Annotated in this window: 17 protein-coding genes; 6 read left to right on the forward strand and 11 right to left on the reverse strand. The window is 48.8% G+C overall.

Features of this window, described 5'->3' with window-relative positions:
* Positions 1 to 30 precede the first annotated feature (30 nt).
* The 5 genes from fae to mtgA all read right to left on the reverse strand — a co-directional run bounded on the left by fae (position 31) and on the right by mtgA (position 5,513).
* Positions 31 to 582, reverse strand: a complete 552-nt coding sequence (fae, locus tag OMQ46_RS02815) for a formaldehyde-activating enzyme (protein WP_266235667.1) — start codon at positions 580 to 582, stop codon at positions 31 to 33.
* A gap of 180 nt (positions 583 to 762) precedes the next feature.
* Complete coding sequence (locus tag OMQ46_RS02820; protein WP_266235669.1) at positions 763 to 1,212, reverse strand: RT0821/Lpp0805 family surface protein; 450 nt, start codon at positions 1,210 to 1,212, stop codon at positions 763 to 765.
* 474 nt (positions 1,213 to 1,686) lie between these two features.
* Complete coding sequence (locus OMQ46_RS02825; protein WP_266235670.1) at positions 1,687 to 3,294, reverse strand: GGDEF domain-containing protein; 1,608 nt, start codon at positions 3,292 to 3,294, stop codon at positions 1,687 to 1,689.
* Between the two features lie 327 nt (positions 3,295 to 3,621).
* Positions 3,622 to 4,701, reverse strand: a complete 1,080-nt coding sequence (locus tag OMQ46_RS02830; RefSeq protein ID WP_266235671.1) for an NAD(P)-dependent alcohol dehydrogenase — start codon at positions 4,699 to 4,701, stop codon at positions 3,622 to 3,624.
* Positions 4,702 to 4,817: 116 nt separating this feature from the next.
* A complete protein-coding gene (gene mtgA / locus OMQ46_RS02835; RefSeq protein WP_266235673.1) occupies positions 4,818 to 5,513 on the reverse strand; it encodes a monofunctional biosynthetic peptidoglycan transglycosylase in 696 nt (231 codons plus the stop codon).
* 140 nt (positions 5,514 to 5,653) lie between these two features.
* On the opposite strand from mtgA, the gene OMQ46_RS02840 reads away from it, so the two are divergent.
* Positions 5,654 to 5,977, forward strand: a complete 324-nt coding sequence (locus OMQ46_RS02840) for a hypothetical protein (protein ID WP_266235675.1) — start codon at positions 5,654 to 5,656, stop codon at positions 5,975 to 5,977.
* A 5-nt stretch (positions 5,978 to 5,982) separates the two neighbouring features.
* Here OMQ46_RS02840 and OMQ46_RS02845 read toward each other — a convergent pair whose 3' ends face one another.
* Positions 5,983 to 7,143: an HD-GYP domain-containing protein gene (locus OMQ46_RS02845; protein ID WP_266235676.1), complete on the reverse strand. Its 1,161-nt coding sequence runs from the start codon at positions 7,141 to 7,143 to the stop codon at positions 5,983 to 5,985.
* A 183-nt stretch (positions 7,144 to 7,326) separates the two neighbouring features.
* On the opposite strand from OMQ46_RS02845, the gene OMQ46_RS02850 reads away from it, so the two are divergent.
* Positions 7,327 to 7,602: a cupin domain-containing protein gene (locus OMQ46_RS02850; RefSeq protein WP_266235678.1), complete on the forward strand. Its 276-nt coding sequence runs from the start codon at positions 7,327 to 7,329 to the stop codon at positions 7,600 to 7,602.
* A 260-nt stretch (positions 7,603 to 7,862) separates the two neighbouring features.
* Here OMQ46_RS02850 and OMQ46_RS02855 read toward each other — a convergent pair whose 3' ends face one another.
* Together OMQ46_RS02855 and OMQ46_RS02860 are read right to left on the reverse strand one after the other, a co-directional pair.
* Positions 7,863 to 10,058 carry a TonB-dependent receptor gene (locus OMQ46_RS02855; protein ID WP_266235680.1) on the reverse strand — a complete coding sequence of 732 codons (2,196 nt, stop codon included), beginning with the start codon at positions 10,056 to 10,058 and terminating at the stop codon, positions 7,863 to 7,865.
* Between the two features lie 200 nt (positions 10,059 to 10,258).
* On the reverse strand, positions 10,259 to 12,304 hold the full coding sequence (locus OMQ46_RS02860) for an LTA synthase family protein (protein ID WP_266235681.1): 2,046 nt from the start codon (positions 12,302 to 12,304) through the stop codon (positions 10,259 to 10,261).
* Between the two features lie 214 nt (positions 12,305 to 12,518).
* Between OMQ46_RS02860 and OMQ46_RS02865 the strand changes: the two genes are divergently transcribed.
* Positions 12,519 to 13,529: a sensor domain-containing diguanylate cyclase gene (locus OMQ46_RS02865; RefSeq protein ID WP_266235682.1), complete on the forward strand. Its 1,011-nt coding sequence runs from the start codon at positions 12,519 to 12,521 to the stop codon at positions 13,527 to 13,529.
* 1 nt (position 13,530) lies between these two features.
* Here OMQ46_RS02865 and OMQ46_RS02870 read toward each other — a convergent pair whose 3' ends face one another.
* Positions 13,531 to 14,547, reverse strand: coding sequence for a DUF3080 domain-containing protein (locus OMQ46_RS02870; RefSeq protein ID WP_266235684.1), 1,017 nt, complete (start codon positions 14,545 to 14,547; stop codon positions 13,531 to 13,533).
* A 43-nt stretch (positions 14,548 to 14,590) separates the two neighbouring features.
* Positions 14,591 to 14,908 carry a cupin domain-containing protein gene (locus OMQ46_RS02875; protein WP_266235686.1) on the reverse strand — a complete coding sequence of 106 codons (318 nt, stop codon included), beginning with the start codon at positions 14,906 to 14,908 and terminating at the stop codon, positions 14,591 to 14,593.
* Positions 14,909 to 15,266: 358 nt separating this feature from the next.
* Between OMQ46_RS02875 and pqqA the strand changes: the two genes are divergently transcribed.
* Together pqqA and OMQ46_RS02885 are read left to right on the forward strand one after the other, a co-directional pair.
* A complete protein-coding gene (pqqA, locus tag OMQ46_RS02880) occupies positions 15,267 to 15,338 on the forward strand; it encodes a pyrroloquinoline quinone precursor peptide PqqA (protein WP_266235936.1) in 72 nt (23 codons plus the stop codon).
* A gap of 244 nt (positions 15,339 to 15,582) precedes the next feature.
* Positions 15,583 to 15,789, forward strand: coding sequence for a cold-shock protein (locus OMQ46_RS02885; RefSeq protein ID WP_266235688.1), 207 nt, complete (start codon positions 15,583 to 15,585; stop codon positions 15,787 to 15,789).
* A gap of 49 nt (positions 15,790 to 15,838) precedes the next feature.
* Here the strand turns inward: OMQ46_RS02885 and OMQ46_RS02890 are convergent, their stop codons facing one another.
* Positions 15,839 to 16,588, reverse strand: a complete 750-nt coding sequence (locus OMQ46_RS02890) for an SDR family oxidoreductase (protein ID WP_266235690.1) — start codon at positions 16,586 to 16,588, stop codon at positions 15,839 to 15,841.
* A gap of 147 nt (positions 16,589 to 16,735) precedes the next feature.
* Here OMQ46_RS02890 and OMQ46_RS02895 point away from each other — a divergent pair, with 147 nt between their 5' ends.
* Entirely contained in the window at positions 16,736 to 18,037 is a 1,302-nt protein-coding gene (locus tag OMQ46_RS02895; RefSeq protein WP_266235691.1) for a mechanosensitive ion channel family protein, read from the forward strand.
* Positions 18,038 to 18,048 lie beyond the last annotated feature (11 nt).

Here is an 18,048-nt window from a genome sequence, read left to right on the forward strand (position 1 = left end):
CTGTATTGGCTGACTGTCGATAGCCTAAGCCTACCAGAGTGACTCACCCGTCTCCGGGTTATACATTTCGTGATGTATGGTGTTGCGGTTTTCAATCAACGCATCAATGCTCGGTGATCCCGTCATGGCACGTTGAATCGCCAGTTTCATCGCCTCGTAATTAGTCCGATAAAGGTCTTTACGATCGACATCAGGATTCGCCGCCGCTTCCGGCGAAATCCAGATCATGGCAATGATGCAGAGTTCTTCTGCCTGTTCTTTCGGGATTACGCCTTCAATCACACTGTCCAGGACAGCATCAGCCACTGCAGATTGGACAACGCCGCCAAACAGGGCGACATAAGCACCGGATTTAATCGTGACTTTGGGCACAATCATAGTGGCCGGTTTGACCTGTTGATTGGTGGCACGGATGGCAAACATTCGGGTATGCCCCTCTGTTTGTCCCATCAGGTTGGCAAAGGCCATACCTGCCGGACCTTTAACACTACCAATCAAAATCTCGGGCATCGCATCGGTACCCTGATCATCACTTGCGAACACGGTGGCCTCACCGGTTCTAAACCAGACTGGTTCTGACATTATTTCACTCCAGAAAATAGAAAAAGCGCGCAATTTTATGCCTGTTTTCAGATGACTCACAAGCATTAATTGATCATGCGTGAAATCGCTAGAAAACGGTATTACCCAAAAGGCTTATTGGCTGAGAATCTGGAATAAAAAAAGCCGGCTTGTGCCGGCTTTTTTCAGTGTTTAATGTGTTTATTGATTGACCCACTCACCACTGGCGTTCCGACAAGCGGTGCCCGTCACCACCTCCTTGCGTCCATCCATGTAAACATCCATCTCGTATTCACGACAGGGCTGACCACCTGAATTGTAGGTCCGGGTCGGCGTGAAGTCGTAAGCATTTCCGGTATCAGGGTTCTGCCAGGTGTTGGTTCTACCCGTGGGGTAAGTCTCCAGGGTACTGGCTGCGCGGCGACGATCCAGTTCATCCATGTCGGCACCGATTTTGCCACCGATAATGGCACCAAGCAGTGTCCCACCGATGATAGCCGCTGTCTTGCCGGAACCGCCGCCGACATTAGAAGCCAATACGCCGCCAACAGCACCACCAACACCGGTGCCGACGGTTTGTTTATCAACGCTGCAACCTGCTACAAAGAGGGGCAGACTGAATGCGACCATTAGAATTAATCTGGATTTCATAGCTTCTCCTTTTTGAAATCAGCCATAATTTGACTCATCCTAGACAACTCAGGTTCAAGCTTGCACTGTTAAATTTGTTTTAATGCCTAATAGTTCACAGCTAGCTGGATCAAGATTGTTTCAGCAGGCTTATTTTTCACATTATTTTCGCTACTGGCCACCTAATATGACCATCTTTAGCTCTGGGAAAAAATAATGACAGAAACAAAATCAAAGCCTGCTGCAACGGGCTCTGCCACTCGTCTGCCTTGTCGGGGATGCACCAGAGATTGCAAACTGTATCCTGTCTGCAATGGCACGCCATGGCGCCTGTCGGACTCAAAATCACCACTTCATTAACGCTGCTTAAGGGCAACACGCCCGATAATACAGACAGTGTCTGAGGCAATAAACATAAAACGGTAGAGGCTGGGCTGTGAACGTTGAACTGCTGATCGTCGTCAAAAGCTTGTCAGCGCGGTGATTTGAAGAGAATCAACCGCCTTTGACCAGCGACAGTTCCCCCAGCGCCTGGGCAAAAACCGTATTCCGGCCCGCGGCCTTGGCACGGTAGAGGTGCCTGTCTGTCCGTCTCAACAGATCAAGGCCCTTTTCATCATGTGCGTTAAGTTCTGCAACGCCAATACTAATCGTGTAGTTTAAAGCATGGTTTTCCCATTCCACGCTGTCATTGCGTACTTCAGACATCAGGCGTTCGGCAATGACACTTGCCTCATCGATAGTAGTCCCAGGCAATAACAGTGCGAACTCCTCACCACCATATCGACAGACCACATCACCGTCACGGGTGACCTTTCGGCATAAAAACGATAAGGAACACAGCACCCGATCACCGGCCAAATGCCCGTATTTGTCATTGACACGTTTAAAGTGATCAACATCCAGCATTAACATGGACAAGGGTCTTTGTTCCTGACGTGCACGCAGATAACCAACATCCAGTTCCAGCGCCAATCTGCGCCGGTTCACCAGGCCCGTCAGCGGGTCGGTCTCTGCCTGAATCCGAAGCTCGGACTCCCGATGTTCACTGTGGCGGACGGTTCTGGTCAAATGTAAACGAGTCCAGAACAACCAGATAAGTAAGGCAGCCAGTAAGCTGAAAGCCAGACTGATTGGCCAGAGCCAGTGATTGAGCTTGTTTGATGTCTCTGGTGAATAAATGAAGCGTTGAAAATCGATGGGATCAGCAATGCCAATTTCACGGTACAGATCGGCGATCCTTTGCCAGCGTTCCAGGTTGCTGTAACCCAGTTCAATCAGCTCTGGCTGAATATAGCTCCTTAATACTCGCGCCTCTTGCAACATAAATTCCAGATCATAGTCAGCATTTCGAACTGGATAAGTCTCCAGGATATGCTTGGCAACCTGCTTCGGGTTTTGTAGAGCGTATGCCCAGCCACGTAACACGGCTTGCCTGAAACCAGCGACCAGCTCAGGCTGATTTCTCAGGGTTGATTCATTGGTAAATAGCAGATCACCGTAAAGATCAATACCGTAGTCCATGGGGGATATGACACTGGGCTGGTAGCCTCGACGCTCAAGAATAAAAGGTTCATCACTGGCGTAGCCGAAAATCAACTGACTTTCACCACTTTGTAAGCTGGCGAGGTTCCATTTTTCAGCATTGTTGTTAAGCCGGTTCATCTCTACGCCCGCGCGGGCAAGGGCAGTAATAATTTCAACATCTATCACCGAGGCAGATCTATCTGTCACCAATGGAAGTGAAACAGGGTTATTCCCGATGTCTTTGAGGCTGTTAATGCCATATTGCTCGAGTGTAATGAATACGGCAGGCGAACGCTGCATAATGGTGGCAAGCATCACCACGGGTAAGCCGTGAGCGTGATGAATCAGTAAATCACTGCGGGTAACGCCGAATTGAGCACGATGGAAAACCACTTCCTCGACCGGGTTGAGGCTGTCACCCTCTTTATTGACACCGGCGCGAATCTCAACATCGATACCCGCCTCAGCAAAATACCCCTGTGATTTTGCCGCGTAGTATCCGGCAAACTGAAATTGGTGATACCAGGGAAGTTGTAATATAACCTTGTCGGCCAGTGCCTGACCGGTAATGGTCAAGGCAAGCAGAAGAAAGGCGAGTCTATGGATTGATCTCTGAGGTAGGCACATAACGATGAGGCTTCGTCATCCTGACCTATCAGCCCTTCACCACTCCATTTAAGCCAGCAATTGAGAGCCCCTCAATGATGCAGAAATGTACTCTCACCAATTACCCGTCCCACACTTTCCCTGGACAGATATGTCTATATCAATCACTGTGAAGTCTAGCAAATCCTCTGCACACGACTACCCCGTGAAATGAGGGGGGTGTCATTTAAATTACTGGCTGTTTCTGGAGGCCTTTTATTGTTTTTCCACTTGTTGCTGACCAAGCTGAGTCTATATTCAGGCTGTGCTGATTGCCACTTTCAGCACACCATCACGCTGATGTGAGAACAAATCATACGCCTCAACGATCTGGTCGAGACTAAAACGATGGGTCACCATGGGCTCGAGGTTCAAGCGGCCGGATTGGATCACACGCATTAACCGACGCATCCGTTCCTTACCACCTGGACACAAACTGGTAATAATTTTGTGATCACCCAGCCCAGCACTAAAAGCATTCAGCGGAATCGACAGATCAGTAGAATAAACGCCCAGGCTGGAGAGCGTGCCGCCAGGTTTAAGCACGCGCAAAGCCGCTTCGAAAGTATCCTGTATCCCCAAAGCCTCGATCGAAGCGTCTACACCACGCCCGCCGGTGAGTTTCAAAATTTCATCTACGACGTCGACTTTGCGAAAGTCCAGTGTGATATCAGCCCCCATCTTTTTGGCCATGTCCAGGCGTTCATCCACCCCGTCCACGGCGATAATCAGGCCGGCACCGCGAAGACGCGCCCCAGCTGTGGCACTCAGCCCTATCGGACCTTGAGCGAAAACTGCCACCATATCGCCAATTTTAATATTGGCTGATTCGGCGCCGGCAAAACCGGTAGACATGATGTCCGGGCACATCAGCACCTGCTCATCGGTCAGTTCATCCGGGACGGGGGCAAGGTTGGCCTGGGCATCCGGCACCAGCAAATACTCAGCCTGCGCCCCATCAATCGTGTTACCGAAACGCCAGCCTCCCATGGGCTTGTAACCATGCGCATGGCTTCCACCATCCTGTGCCGGATGGCCATCCTGGCAGGCATAGGAATGAAAGCCCGGACAGATTGCACCGGCAATCACCCGCTGTCCTTCCCGGTAGCCGTTCACATTCTTACCCAGCTTTTCAATAATGCCCACGGGCTCGTGGCCTATCGTCAGCCCTGTTTCAACCGGGTATTCACCTTTGAGAATATGCACATCGGTTCCACAGATTGTGGTTGTGGTGACACGGATAAGCGCGTCATTGTCGCCAATAGCCGGCACGGGTTTGTCTTCAATCTCAATACGACCAGGCTCAACAAAAACCGCTGCTTTCATCATTTCAGCCATAACAAGCTCCCGTAGTTATCTATAAAACTAAATTTAACAGGGGGTTATGAGTGCTTCAACATCGATCAGCAATGAGACTGATCCAGATCAAATCTTGGCTGTGAAACACAAAATGTTTACTGTAAAGGTGCCAGCCAGGCTGCGCCACCCAGTCTTTCCTGTTGCTCCAGATTCCAGTGAGCACGTTCTAACAGGTGAGGCTGTGGCCGAGCAGGGTCGTAGTTGAGCGGACTGGGTAGCGTCGACGCCAGCAACGCAGACTGCATCGGTGTCAGTTGGGCAGCTGATTTGGAGAAATGATAGCGACTCGCGGCTTCCAGACCGAAAACCCCAGGTCCCCACTCAGCAATATTGAGATAAACCTCCAGAATGCGCTGCTTACCCCAACTCATCTCTATCAACAACGTAAACCACACTTCCAGCCCTTTTCTCAACCAGCTGCGCCCGGTCCACAGATACATATTTTTAGCCACCTGCTGGCTAATCGTACTGGCACCGCGCAGTGCTTTTCCTTTTGATGCCGCTTTTAACGCCGTCAGAATCGCGTCGAAGTCAAACCCCTGATGCTGGGGAAATCGCTGATCTTCTGATGCCACCACAGCCAGGGCGGCCCGTTTGGGGATTGCATCCCAATCGAGCCACTGCTGATGAAGATAGAAATTGCCCTCACTGCTCAACCAGCGGTCCGCCATCACCATCGTATAAGGCGGATTAAGCCAGCGAAACGGCAGCACCATCAACAGGCTGAGAGTCACCGCGGCCAGCACGATCAACAACAAATAGCGAATAAGCAGTCGTTTAAAATTTTTCACATCGAAATCCTAGCAGATGCTGTTCACGAGGTAACCAAATGCTGACACTGCTTGTGGCTTTGATACCAGTTTAGGTAGTATGAAGAGATTGTCAGTCAACGGCGGCTGCCGCGCTCATTAAAACCTGATTGGGATAGATTATGAATAAATTTTTTCTTGCCGGCCTGATATTGCTCTTGGTCGGTTGTACTACGGCATCGCCTAAACAGTTTTATCGTCCGGCTAACTCAGAAGCGCAACTTGAAATCAGCGGCCGTTTCAATGAACTCACCTTTGAACACCAAGTGCTTGTTAATGGTGAAACAGTCATAAAGGGTGACCTGCCTTACGATTATGAGGCGACAAGCTTTTCGGGTATTTATCAAGGTCGTACAGTCAGCTCAGACTGTCAGTGGAAAAAGAAAATAGACCTTTCCTGTCTGGTCAGTATTGATGGAGAAAAAGCCGCCACACTGACTTTCTAATATTATCACCGCCCCAGATTCATATCATCATCAGGTGAACGTTTTTCCTGCTCATCTGCCAGCAGGTTGACGATATGCTCAAATTGATCGCGTTCGTCAATGACGGCCTGTACACATTCCGGGTCAAGCTTTCCAGCCGCAGTCATTGATTGAAGCTCTATCAGTGCCTCATCAACAGACCAGGCCTTTTTATAGGGACGTCGACTGGTCAACGCATCAAAAATATCAGCCACGGTAGCGATTCTGGCTTCCAGCGGAATCTGCTCACCGTGGAGACCGTTTGGATACCCTGATCCATCCAGATATTCATGATGATATGCCACAATGTTCTGCATTACTTCGGTATCGCGCATGTCTACCAGATCATAGTCGGCCAGTAGCCGCCGCAGTAGTACCACGCCTTTGTTGACATGGGTTTTCATGATTGCACGCTCTTCCTCATTGTGCCGGCCGGGCTTACACAGAATACTGTCAGGCACACCGATCTTGCCGATATCATGCAAGGCAGCAAACATGAAAATATGTTCAATCCATTCATCACTAAGCTGATATTTCGGGGCAAGCTGTTGAGCGATTATATGAGCGTAATGGGCCATTCGGTCGAGATGCAGACCGGTTTCGAAATCCCTCATATCAGTAAAATCGCGAGCTACCTGAGTCGTCGCCAATAATGACTGCACCATCGACATTTCTGCGGCGATCGTCATATTGATGACTTGTACATGAAGCACCAGCTCACGCTGAGCGCTTTCACTGAAAACTTCCGGCTCTATCGCATCAAAGAAAATAAACCCGATAAAGCGTTGTCCATGCAGCATTGGCACAATAAAGGTAGATCGATAACCTTTCTCCCTGAGCCAGTCAGCATGGTTCGAGTCCAGCTTATCAAAGCTGTCAGCCTCATTGACGACACAATATTGGATTTTTTCTGCCAGCTCAGCCAGATGAGGGCAGTCAGACAGAAGCAGTTTTTGCGGCTCATCACGCGACCCAGTGATGCAACTGGTCAGGAATGTTTTCAGCTCATCCGTTTTGCTGTCATAGAGCGCACAGCTCAAACGGGTGATCGCGGGTATTTTTTGCAATACAGCCTGGTGAAGAATTTCCAGCCGACCGTTTAAAGTATCCGGTTGGTTGGCCAGCATGGAGATAACTCTTGCATCCATTTCAACCTCCCACTCCTGTGTATGGTTCGATATTACGCCTGGACGGGGCGACTTTAAAGTCATTTCGACCCGGCTTTTAAATTCACCTTAAACAAACAAGTTCTGCTACTATTCGCCGGCCGCATTCTCTGCGGATTTAGTCAGCCCTGCTATGCAGGGAGTTTCTTTATACAGGGATCATCAATGCCTAAAATTATTATTGACAAAAACCCGTCCGAAGCGCGTCTCGAAGAACTGGGAGTGGCCAGCTGGGAAATCTGGGATTGCCCGGTGACAGAGTTCAGACTGGATTTTGACGAAACTGAGAAAGCCTATTTGCTTGAGGGTGAAATTATTGTGACTCCGGATGGTGAGCCACCAGTGACCGTCGTTGCCGGTGACTACGTCGAGTTTCCTGCCGGTCTCAAAAGCTTTTGGCAAGTCACCAAGCCCCTTCGCAAACACTACAGCTACGACTAGACAACAAGGCATCTTCGGGTGCCTTTTTTCTTATTAGCTTTGGACTGCTGTTATATCAGTCGAACAATCAGGCTATCGCGCTTACGACATGGCTGGGCCCAGTAATATCAATATCGCCATGTTGCTCAGTCTCCAACTTGAAGCTGGCAAGATGGCCGGATTCAACTGGCGGAGCTGCTTTTAAGGCGTCTTGCTGTTCGCCTTGAAAACAATTAAAGGCGGGGTCAGGTCCCGGGCATGAGTGCCCGGGACCTAATCAATCAATAGAAATCAACGGTTGCGGTCAGACTGACTGTACGTGGTGCTCCCAGCACCAGATAGCCATTACCCGGGTAACCACCAACTGAAGCCCAGTAGTCACGGTCAAATAGATTGTGTACACGTGCTCTCAGTGTCAGATCTTGGTTGCCCATAGCGACGATGTAGCGGGCGCCAACATCCACCGTTGTCCAATCATCAACTTTGAGCGTATTCGCATCGTTTGCGTAACGTGAACCGGTATAAGTCACTCGAGTATCCAGTGCCAGACCATCAAATTGTGGTAGTTCCCACTCAGCGCCCATTGTTGCCTGCCATTCAGCGACCCCAATAACCTCATTACCATCAATAGACTCATCACCGGTGTCTTTTTGTTCTGCATCAAGCCAGGTCACACCACCGAGGAGTTTGATGTTGTCGGTTGCTTTGCCATATAAGGTCAGTTCCACACCCTGATGCTCATCTTCACCGGCTTCTGTGAAAACATTATTCTCAACATACGCACGTGGTTTTGTTGTTGTGAAATAAGCCAAACCGAGACCGAGCAATTCACTCTCATACTTCCAACCTAACTCCTTTTGCTCAGCCACATATGGAGATAGGGACTCGCCCGCATTGACAACCGGATTTCCTCCTGAACTAGCAGGTGCTGTCTGGCCTCTTGCAAGACTTTCGATGTAGTTCGCGTACACAGACATTTGATCGGTCAGTTTTACCACTGCTCCGATAGTCGGCGTAACCTCATTCTCATCATATTGCGCTGTACGACCAGTCTGATTTTGATAGTCATAGTCTTCACTTTTAAGCGTTTGATATCTTGCACCAAGCGTTAGCAAAAACTTATCTTGCATAAATGACAGGGTATCGCCCAAGGCAAAGCTGTTTAATCTCACGCGATTACCAAGCCGAGGATCATAAACATCGGCCAATGCTGGTTGTTCATAGTAGGTTGGGTTGTACAAATTACTTGTTAACCCACCTACAAAACCAAAAGCGTTTTTCGTTTCTGATACAAAATAGGAATAGGCAGTTACCCATTCATGTCCTACTGAGCCAGTACGAAAATTGCCTTTCAATCCGAGCTCGCCTGTTTGAACTCTGTCGATACGCTTATTATCAAACCGACTGACTCTACCTTCACCAGTTACACCACTTACAAGACTCAAGTTACCCAGGGAGTTTTCTTCTTCACCGTGACGCATACCGTAAGCAGCCCAAGCAGTGAGATTTTCGGCAAAATCATATTCAGCTCTGAAGGTGCCGAAATGGTCTTCTTCGTTAGAATAAGACCAAGGTTGAGCCCAGTTACTGCTTGCGTCAGGTTCAGAAGGAATAGTGCTAATTTCAGGAAACGGGAAGGAACTCAGCGCGACATTGGTTCTTGTTTCATCCAATTGATGATTTTGATAGCCAAAGTCTGCAGATAGGCGTAAACGCTCTCCTCGGTAATCCAACCCGATACTGAACAAATTTAATTCTGCCTCTTCGTCCTCAATGGAGGAGCCACCGTTATGATGCGCTGCATTAACACGGATGCCAAACTCGTCATTTGCACCATAGCGACGAGCTACATCAGCGGCAATGTTTCTGTCATCGTGATGAGAGGCTCCTAACGTAATTCGATTTAGGTCATAATTTGGTGCTCGCTTGGGTAACAAGTTGATAGCGCCTCCGATGCCGCCACCATTTGGATTGGCACCTGTTAAAAAGGATGACGCGCCCCTAAAAACCTCGACACGCTCAAACAATTCAGTAGCAATATATTGACGAGGCAGTAATGAGTAGAGGCCGTTGTAAGCAATATCATCTGAGTTAAGAATGAACCCCCTAATAAAATACGCTTCCTGAAAGTTACCAAAACCTCTCGCTACTCTGACCCCCGGGTCAGCTTTTAGTACATCCCCCACACTTTGAGCCTGGCGATCCTGAATAAACTCATTGGTATAGCTGGTAATACTGAATGGGGTTTCAAGATGATCTCTGGTGCCGAGAATACCGGCACGACCACCCTCAGCGACCTGACCACCCTCGAATGCCGGTGACAGCCCTTCTGCTGAGGCATCAGCACTGGCAGTAACGGTTAAGGCATCCAGCTCAACTGCTTTTTCTTCATTGCTGTCAGCGGCTAATACCGGGAAACTGAGGGATCCCAGAGCCAGCGCAATGCTGAGCGAGATCTGTTTGAAATGGGGTGACATCTACCTGTTCTCCAAAGAAATGCTTTGAGACAGTATTTTACGAGACGCCTATGATTATGTAAATGATAACGTTTACTATTTAGTTTTGTTGAGAATCTAGAGTCCGTTATTGCCATTAGCCGATCACAGTTATGTCAGAAACTGATGTCTGATTAAGGCGAGTCGCCTTTGTCTTTCACTATTCGCTGAATCAAACGTTTTCAGGGGACTTCAGGCTGGCTCACCCGCAGTGGGGAGACCGGGTAGTCTGTCAACTTCACTGTGTCTGATTGTGTGAGACTGATATTGGCGGCAGGTACCTGATAACAACGACAGCGATACAGCCAGCTGGGTAAAAGTGCATGAGCCAGTGTGGGCTCATAGGGGACATATTCTGGAGAGCCGTTCATATTCAAAGCCTGCGTCTTATGATCATACTGACCGTACAAGGGCGTGTTTTCCGGCCTCAATATGACGACTTTATCCCCCACCACCTCGGCAAAGTAGTCATCGTATTGCATAAAAGCACGGCCGGGTTTGCTTTGTTCTTCTGGCAGCGTCAGGTCCCGGCCTATCATTGGGTGTGAAGCCGAGATTCCCATTATCGACAGCACTGTGGTCGGCAGATCAATCTGGCTGGCAATAGTAGCAAGCCTGTTGGGTTCAATATCGGCACCCAGAATTAATCCGGGTATGTGATATTTCTCTATTGGAACCAGGTTATCACCCTCAACACGGTTGTGATGATCGGCCACTACCAGAAACACGGTATCTTTCCAGTATTCGCTCTGACGTGCTTTTTGGAAAAACAGCCCCAGTGCGTAGTCGGCATAACGGACTGCATTTTCCGGTGTTTGCTTTTTTCCCTCTATCTTTATCCGACCATCGGGAAACTCATAAGGAGAGTGGTTAGAGGAAGTAAAAGCAAAGCTGAAAAACGGTTGGTCACTCCTATGATGCTGCTGCAACCTTTCATGCAGTTTGTTAAATACATCTTCATCCGAGGCTCCCCAACTCCCCTCAAATACCGGATTCTCAAAGTGATCACGATCGATAATGTGCTGGAAACCATTACCTACAAAGAAACTTGCCATGTTGTCAAAATGCGCCTGCCCACCATAGATAAATTCGGTGAGATAACCTCTACTCTCAAGTAATGAAGCAATGGTAAAGAAGTTCTGCTGTGATAAAGACAACTTAACCACACTGCGCGCCCGGGTAGGCAGAAAACCACTGATTACCGCTTCAATGCCGCGTACAGACCGCGTGCCTGTGGCATAGAGGTTTTCAAACCACCAACCCTTTTCACTGAGCTTGTCCAGTTCCGGTGTGTCGCCGCTGCCACCCAGCGTTTTCACGTAGTCGGCACTGAGACTCTCCTCCAGGATCAGGACCAGATTGAGTGGTTTCTGACGCTGAATGCTTGCATGTTGTGGATTGATGATGGGTGGCTTAGCGTCGGCATTCACGATCAATTCGGGCTTCTCCTGATCGATTTCCGTCAGAATCTGTTCATGGCTAAGATCGCCATAGACCTCGTTGGATTGTTCCTCATGCTTGAGATTGTAAATGGCAAAATACACGGACCATGCTGAGTTCAGCATCAAGTCATTGACGAGCGGATCGGGTGTGATGGCAAAAGTAGAAGGATTTGCCGGACGGTGATCGAGAGAGGATCGAATCATCATTACCGTGAGTAGGAGCATCAATGGCCAGGCCAATATCGTCTTCCAATAAGCCCAGTCTGGCTGTTTCTGCTTCAGCCAGAGTTTGCTGAGCCGAAACATGGCATAGGCTACTGTCAGGGTAATGAGTAAACCGCCAATCAATGTCAGGCGATACCCCTCCCACAACATTGACATGACTTCCTGTGGATATTTCAGATACTCGATAAACAAGCGGTTTGGACGCTGACCATATTCGATAATAAAGGTGGGCGTGGCCAGTTCCAGAAATACAATAAGCGTCACCGTCAACACCGCCCACAGGCCAACAAGGCGTTGCCAGAACTGCCAGCTAAATTGATGCGCTAAGAACGGAATCACTAATAGCAGCGGTGCCAGCAACATGCCTGACAGAATAAGATCTACCCTGAGCCCATTCATCATGACTACAGCGAACTGGCCAGTGCCATCCAACCGTTCAAATTGCCAGACTGTCAGCAATAACCTTGATAAACCGAGAATAGTAAGATAAACCAACAGCAGTTTAATTAATGCTGAATATGGGCCAAGAAAACGGTTACCAGGATAAGTTTGCTGTGTCATCGCCTGTTATTTCTGTAGTAAAGCTGGCGAGACTCTAGCTTGCTTGGCTTAAAGTAAAATTAAATGTGCGTTATTGCCTTTGTGTCTTTTTGATCAAATCTTTCAGTAATTTTATTGGGTTATTCAGGCTACAAAACACCTTTAAATCAGGAAATTCCCTATTGATGACAGGGGTTTATCATGTAAGCTAGCAAAAAACTGCAAAGGAATGGCTGTGGCACAGTTTAATAGCACCTCCCATCCCAAGGTAAGTAATGATTTGCTCAGGCAATGGCAAACCATGCTTGATTTGCTGGCTGAATACATCGCGGTTCCGGTCGCGCTTATCATGCGACTCGACCATGACAAAATAACGGTTTGTGTTAAAAACAGCGCTGTCAGCAATCCTTATCAAATCGGAGAAACAGAAGTCCTTCTTGGCTCGGGCCTTTACTGTGAAGAAGTGGTGAGAAAAAATGCGCCACTATTCGTTGAAAATGCCCTCAATGATCCCGCCTGGCAGAATAACCCTGATGTGGAAAGGCACATGATCAACTACTTTGGTCTACCTTTACGCTGGCCTGATGGAGACATATTCGGCACGCTCTGTGTGCTTGACTCCAAGTCTCACCATTACGATGACAAACAACTTGGCCTGATAGAACAGATGCAACTGATGGTAGAAAGTCACCTGGATCTACTGGAAAAAAATCATAAACTGGAAAAATTAAGCCGGGATTTGAAAAATCTCGCTGACACGGATGAATTGACCGGTATCTGGAACCGTCGTGCCTTTATCGCGGAAAGCAATAAAGAATTGCAGCGCGCCCAGCGTGGTAAAAACCCCGTTTGTCTGTTGATGATGGATATCGATGATTTTAAAGAAATCAACGATGCCTTCGGTCATGAAGTCGGGGATGAAGTGCTTAAACTCTTTACTCACTGTATCTCAGCCAACAAACGCACCTACGATATTTTCGGACGCATTGGGGGTGAAGAGTTTGCCATGTTGATGCCTGAAACCCGACGCGCTGAAGCGATGGACCTAGCGGAACGGATTCGCAGTAAAGTGAGTGAAATTTTCTTCCACAAACACAGTGGTGACATCAAAATCACCGTCTGTATCGGTGTCTACGAACTGGCCAGTAATGACACCACGATTCTGGCGGCGCTTAGCAAAGCTGATGAAAGACTCTATGCAGCCAAACGCGCCGGAAAAAACAGGGTCATGGACTGCATCAGCTGAGTTAACCGGCCATCGGTTGCATACCACACTGACGTAATAATGCCTGCCAGTGCGCTGTGTGCTGTTTAATCGCCAAATCAAACTGCTGCCAAAGGCTGTCGTTATTGTTGATATTTAACACCTGTTGGTAATAAGGCTCGAAGGCGTCAGGCATATCAGACGCCTGAGCTCCGGCCAGTGCAGCCAGGCCGCCAAAAATCTGCTCGCCATCACGACTCACCGTCGAAATATAGGGTTGTATCCGGGCAATGTAGACATTAAAAAACACCCCCTTCACCCGCTCTGCCTGGGGATTAGGTCTGCCCTGATAGCATAATGGCTTTCCATCGATTTTCTGTTTCAGCAGCGCTGAAGCATCATTGAGACGGCTAATCAGTAATCGAACGCTGTTGATGAGCTGACCGCCACTGTGATCAAACACCCAACGTTGCTGAATCCTGCCCATTTTTTCCAGCGCCGCATCGGGCGAAGCTGATTTGAGGCTATGCAGTACCTCCCGGGCATGATTCAGGTCAGCGCTCAGTGCGCCCGGACTGACATGGGTCTCGCCCTGCTGATAAAAGCCGCTCGACTGACTCATGAGTTCTGCCATGGGTTCATCGGCCCAGACCGCATTCCAGAAATACTGTGGGAGAGAGGCTTTTTTCTGTTGTATCGCCTGCATCAGCGCCGTTTTCAACTTATCCTGCTCAATCTCAGGCAGACACTGCCCGGCTTTGTCGATAAACCGCAGTTGGTAACGCAAGTCATTGAGTGGCGTCATCACCCTGCCCATGGCGGAGTTACGTTCCCCAACAACCACCTGCAGTTCACAGCCATACAGCGACAGGAAATCCAGCATGTTGATTTTGATCTCATCAATATCAATCCGCCGATCACGCATTCGGGGAAAGGTCTGCACTTCCATCAGCGGCGTGGTCCGGGCATTCAGCTCCAGCACTCTGGCCAGACGCTCAATATAACTCTCCATCATGCTGTCAGGCTGAGAAAACGGATCACAGGCCGTCAACAACAGCATCAGGAGGGTGATGAAACAAAGTCGGAAAAAACGTGGCATGGACTCAGGTGATCAGCGTCATTGCCTGTTGCGTTGACAGAAAGATCTCGCTGTCAGTGAGAGCAACAATGTCATGTTCCTCACCGGATTGAGCAAACAAATAATCACCTTTGTGCAACTCCACCCCACCAATCAATACCTGACCGTTGAGAATCATCATCTCAGCCTCTCCTTGGTAGACATGCTGAGGAAAGTGCGCGCCTTTTTTCATTCTGATGATGGCCGTTCTGCCGCCTTTGTCATTGACTCTAAACAGACTTTTGTCGATGCCCTGTTGATCGGCGAACTGCCAGTCGCGCTCTGTTGCTCTGTTCACTAACATTGTTATTCCCTGATTACGCATTGCTTATTCGTTCAAGCCCGGGGCGCTGAGTGGCCGTATGACTGCTCACTGGGTTAGCTTGTGTATTGTCTCAGGTCAGCTGCCCGAGAATCGGTGGACACTCCCCCGACAAGATTGCTTATCTGTGATGTTCAGAACATCGGAGATGACCGGAGTTCCGGCCAGTCGATCAGTATTTCCAGGGAGGTTGAATGCTGAATCGGCGTTTGATGGCAAACGCCAGGCTTGGCTTAATCAGTAAATTACTGAGTGATCAGACGTAATTTGCTGATTTCAAAACACTTGCTCTGTATTATCTTGTAATCGTGTTAACAAAAAGTGTCAGGAGGTGAGAACCATGTGGACCAAGCCAGACTACAATGACATGCGTTTTGGTTTTGAGGTTACGATGTATATCAATAACCGTTAATCAAAACTGATTAACCGACTGGGAAACCCCGCTATGGCGGGGTTTTTCATGTCTGAAAATATTTTTTGACAGCAACAGATAAACCCGATAAATTGAACTCAGCTTGAAAGTTGATCTGAATATTTATTTTTCATTTCGATGCATTACCTTAAGTAGCTCGTCCTGTTTATTAATAAGTACTTCTGCACACCTTCCAGCTATACCGCCTGTTAGGGCATGTTTTTATTAGTAAATAGGATTATCTATGTCTACATCTACCGGTACTGTAAAGTGGTTCAACGAAACTAAAGGCTATGGCTTTATCGAACAAGAAAGCGGCCCGGATGTTTTTGCGCATTTCAGCCAAATCAAAGGCGACGGTTTCAGAACCCTGAAAGAAGGTCAACGTGTTGAGTTCACCGTAAGCCAGGGCGCTAAAGGTCCTCAAGCTGAGAACATCACTGCACTGTAATCTGATTACAGTCAGTCATAAAAAAAGCCCCGTTTTTCGGGGCTTTTTTTTAGGCCGTACCCGGTTCGATTTCAATCACTTCTCTGGCAAACCGCTCATAGGCCTGCCATAGCTGTTTAGCCATACTGTCCGGGAAAACATGACACTCGCCCTTTCTCAACGCGTCAATGATGCCATCCGCCACCAGGCTCGGGGGTTCAGCCACATCACTCAACCCTGCACTGTCCGCCATATCGGTGGCAATCGGACCGGGATGGACGCTCAACACCACCGTTTTCTGCTCTGCCATTTCGTGGCGTAATGCCTGGGTAATGGAATAGGCTGCTGCCTTGGAGGCGGCATAGGTGGCGAAAGCAGGAAACGAACGCAGTGATGCAATTGAATTCAACTGCACAAAGGCACCACCGCCGTTGGCTTTTAGTACTGGCGCAAAGGCTTGAGCCATCCGCAGAAGTCCAGCAACGTTAATATCCATCTGGGTTTCCAGCGCGTCAATCGACTCAGGCTGTAGTGGGCTGGCATTCTTCAAAATGCCGGCATTGTTGACCACAATATCCACATCCTGTGCGTTAGCCGCCGCAGAAATAACGGTGCCGGGTTGGCTCAGGTCGATATGAATGGCTGTTACTTTATCCGCGTATTTTTGCTCGAGATCAGCGACTGAGTTCAAGTCACGAACGCCCAGATAAACTTTACGGGCACCTCGCGCAAGAAAAGTCTCAACGATAGCTTTGCCAATGCCGCGATTAGCGCCAGTCACCAGAGCCACTTTGTAATCAATATCAAAGGATGTGTTCATGAGTTCGGCCTCAGCTGTCCATGATGGGGATGTCATGCTGACTCGTCGAAATCGATAAAGTTCAGCCGCACTTTTATTGCTATCAGTCGCCGAGTCACCTACATTATTCTTCAACCGACTCAATCAAAATGACAATGACGCCAAACAATGGATAACTATAAAGCACTTCTGGATCAGTTCCTGACAACGAGTCTGCATTGGCTGAGCAGTCCCAAGTTCTACTCACAGATTGGCCTGATTCTGCTGGCGCTGCTCATAGCTTTCCCATTGGCGAAGTTCCTCAAATCCCGCTCCCCCCTGCTTCGTCAGGCGCCCACTGATGGAGCCATGCTTAACCTGAGACAGGGGATTTACCGTTTGCGGGATCTTGTCCTGCCCCTGATGATGATACTGGCCTTGTCGGTGGCAGCAGACATCGGTCAGGCATTGTTGGCGCAGAGCTGGCTGATCAGGATCAGCCTCAGCGTCGCTGTGATCTTTATGCTTTACACCATCATTAACCGCTTCGTTGAAAAACAACTGTTCAGAAAACTCGCATTGTGGATGATTTTGCCGATTGCCGTGCTGCATATCCTGGGCTGGCTGGATGAGGTAGTTGCCTACCTTGAGACAATTTCACTGCAAATCGGTAACTTCAAGATATCCGCCTATGGTGTAGCCAGGGTGTTGATTTTCGGTTCAGTCCTGTTCTGGCTGGGCAGACTCTCCAATAACGCCGGACAGCAGATAATCCGCAACCAGGAAGACCTGGATCTGGGGACGCGAGAAGTCTTTGCCAAGCTGTTCCAGGTAACCCTGTTTGTGGTGGTATTCCTGATGTTGCTGCAAATCATGGGCATTAACCTCACAGCCCTTGCTGTCTTCGGTGGTGCTGTCGGTGTGGGTTTAGGCTTTGGTCTGCAATCGATCGCCTCCAACTTTATTTCCGGGATCATTTTGTTGCTGGACCGCTCTCTTTCCGTAGGCGATTATGTCGAAATGGAAGACGGTCGAGCTGGCACCATTCGTGAGCTGAAAATGCGCTCTACTACGCTGGAAACCTTTGATGGCAAAGACATCATGGTACCCAACGAACAATTTATCACCACCAGTTTTACCAACTGGACGCACAAAAATCAGAAACAACGTTACTCGCTCACTTTCCAGGTGGCCTACAAAACAGACCTGCACAAACTGTTTGAACTGGTTCGTGAGGTGGTGGCCAGTCATCCCCAGGTCATCAGTGGACCGGATATTCCCATTGAGGAAAGACCGGATGCAGAAATCCAGGGGTTTGCTGATTCCGGTATCGATATCCTGGTTGAATTCTGGATGGAAGGCATCGATGACGGTCGTAACCGGGTGGGCGGTGATTTGCTGCTGATGATATGGGATATCCTGCAACAACACGGTATTGAAATCCCATTCCCGCAACGCGAAATCAAAATCCTGGGACAACCCGCTCATTAAGCGTCCAGGGC

This window comes from Methylophaga sp. OBS1 (assembly GCF_026319365.1).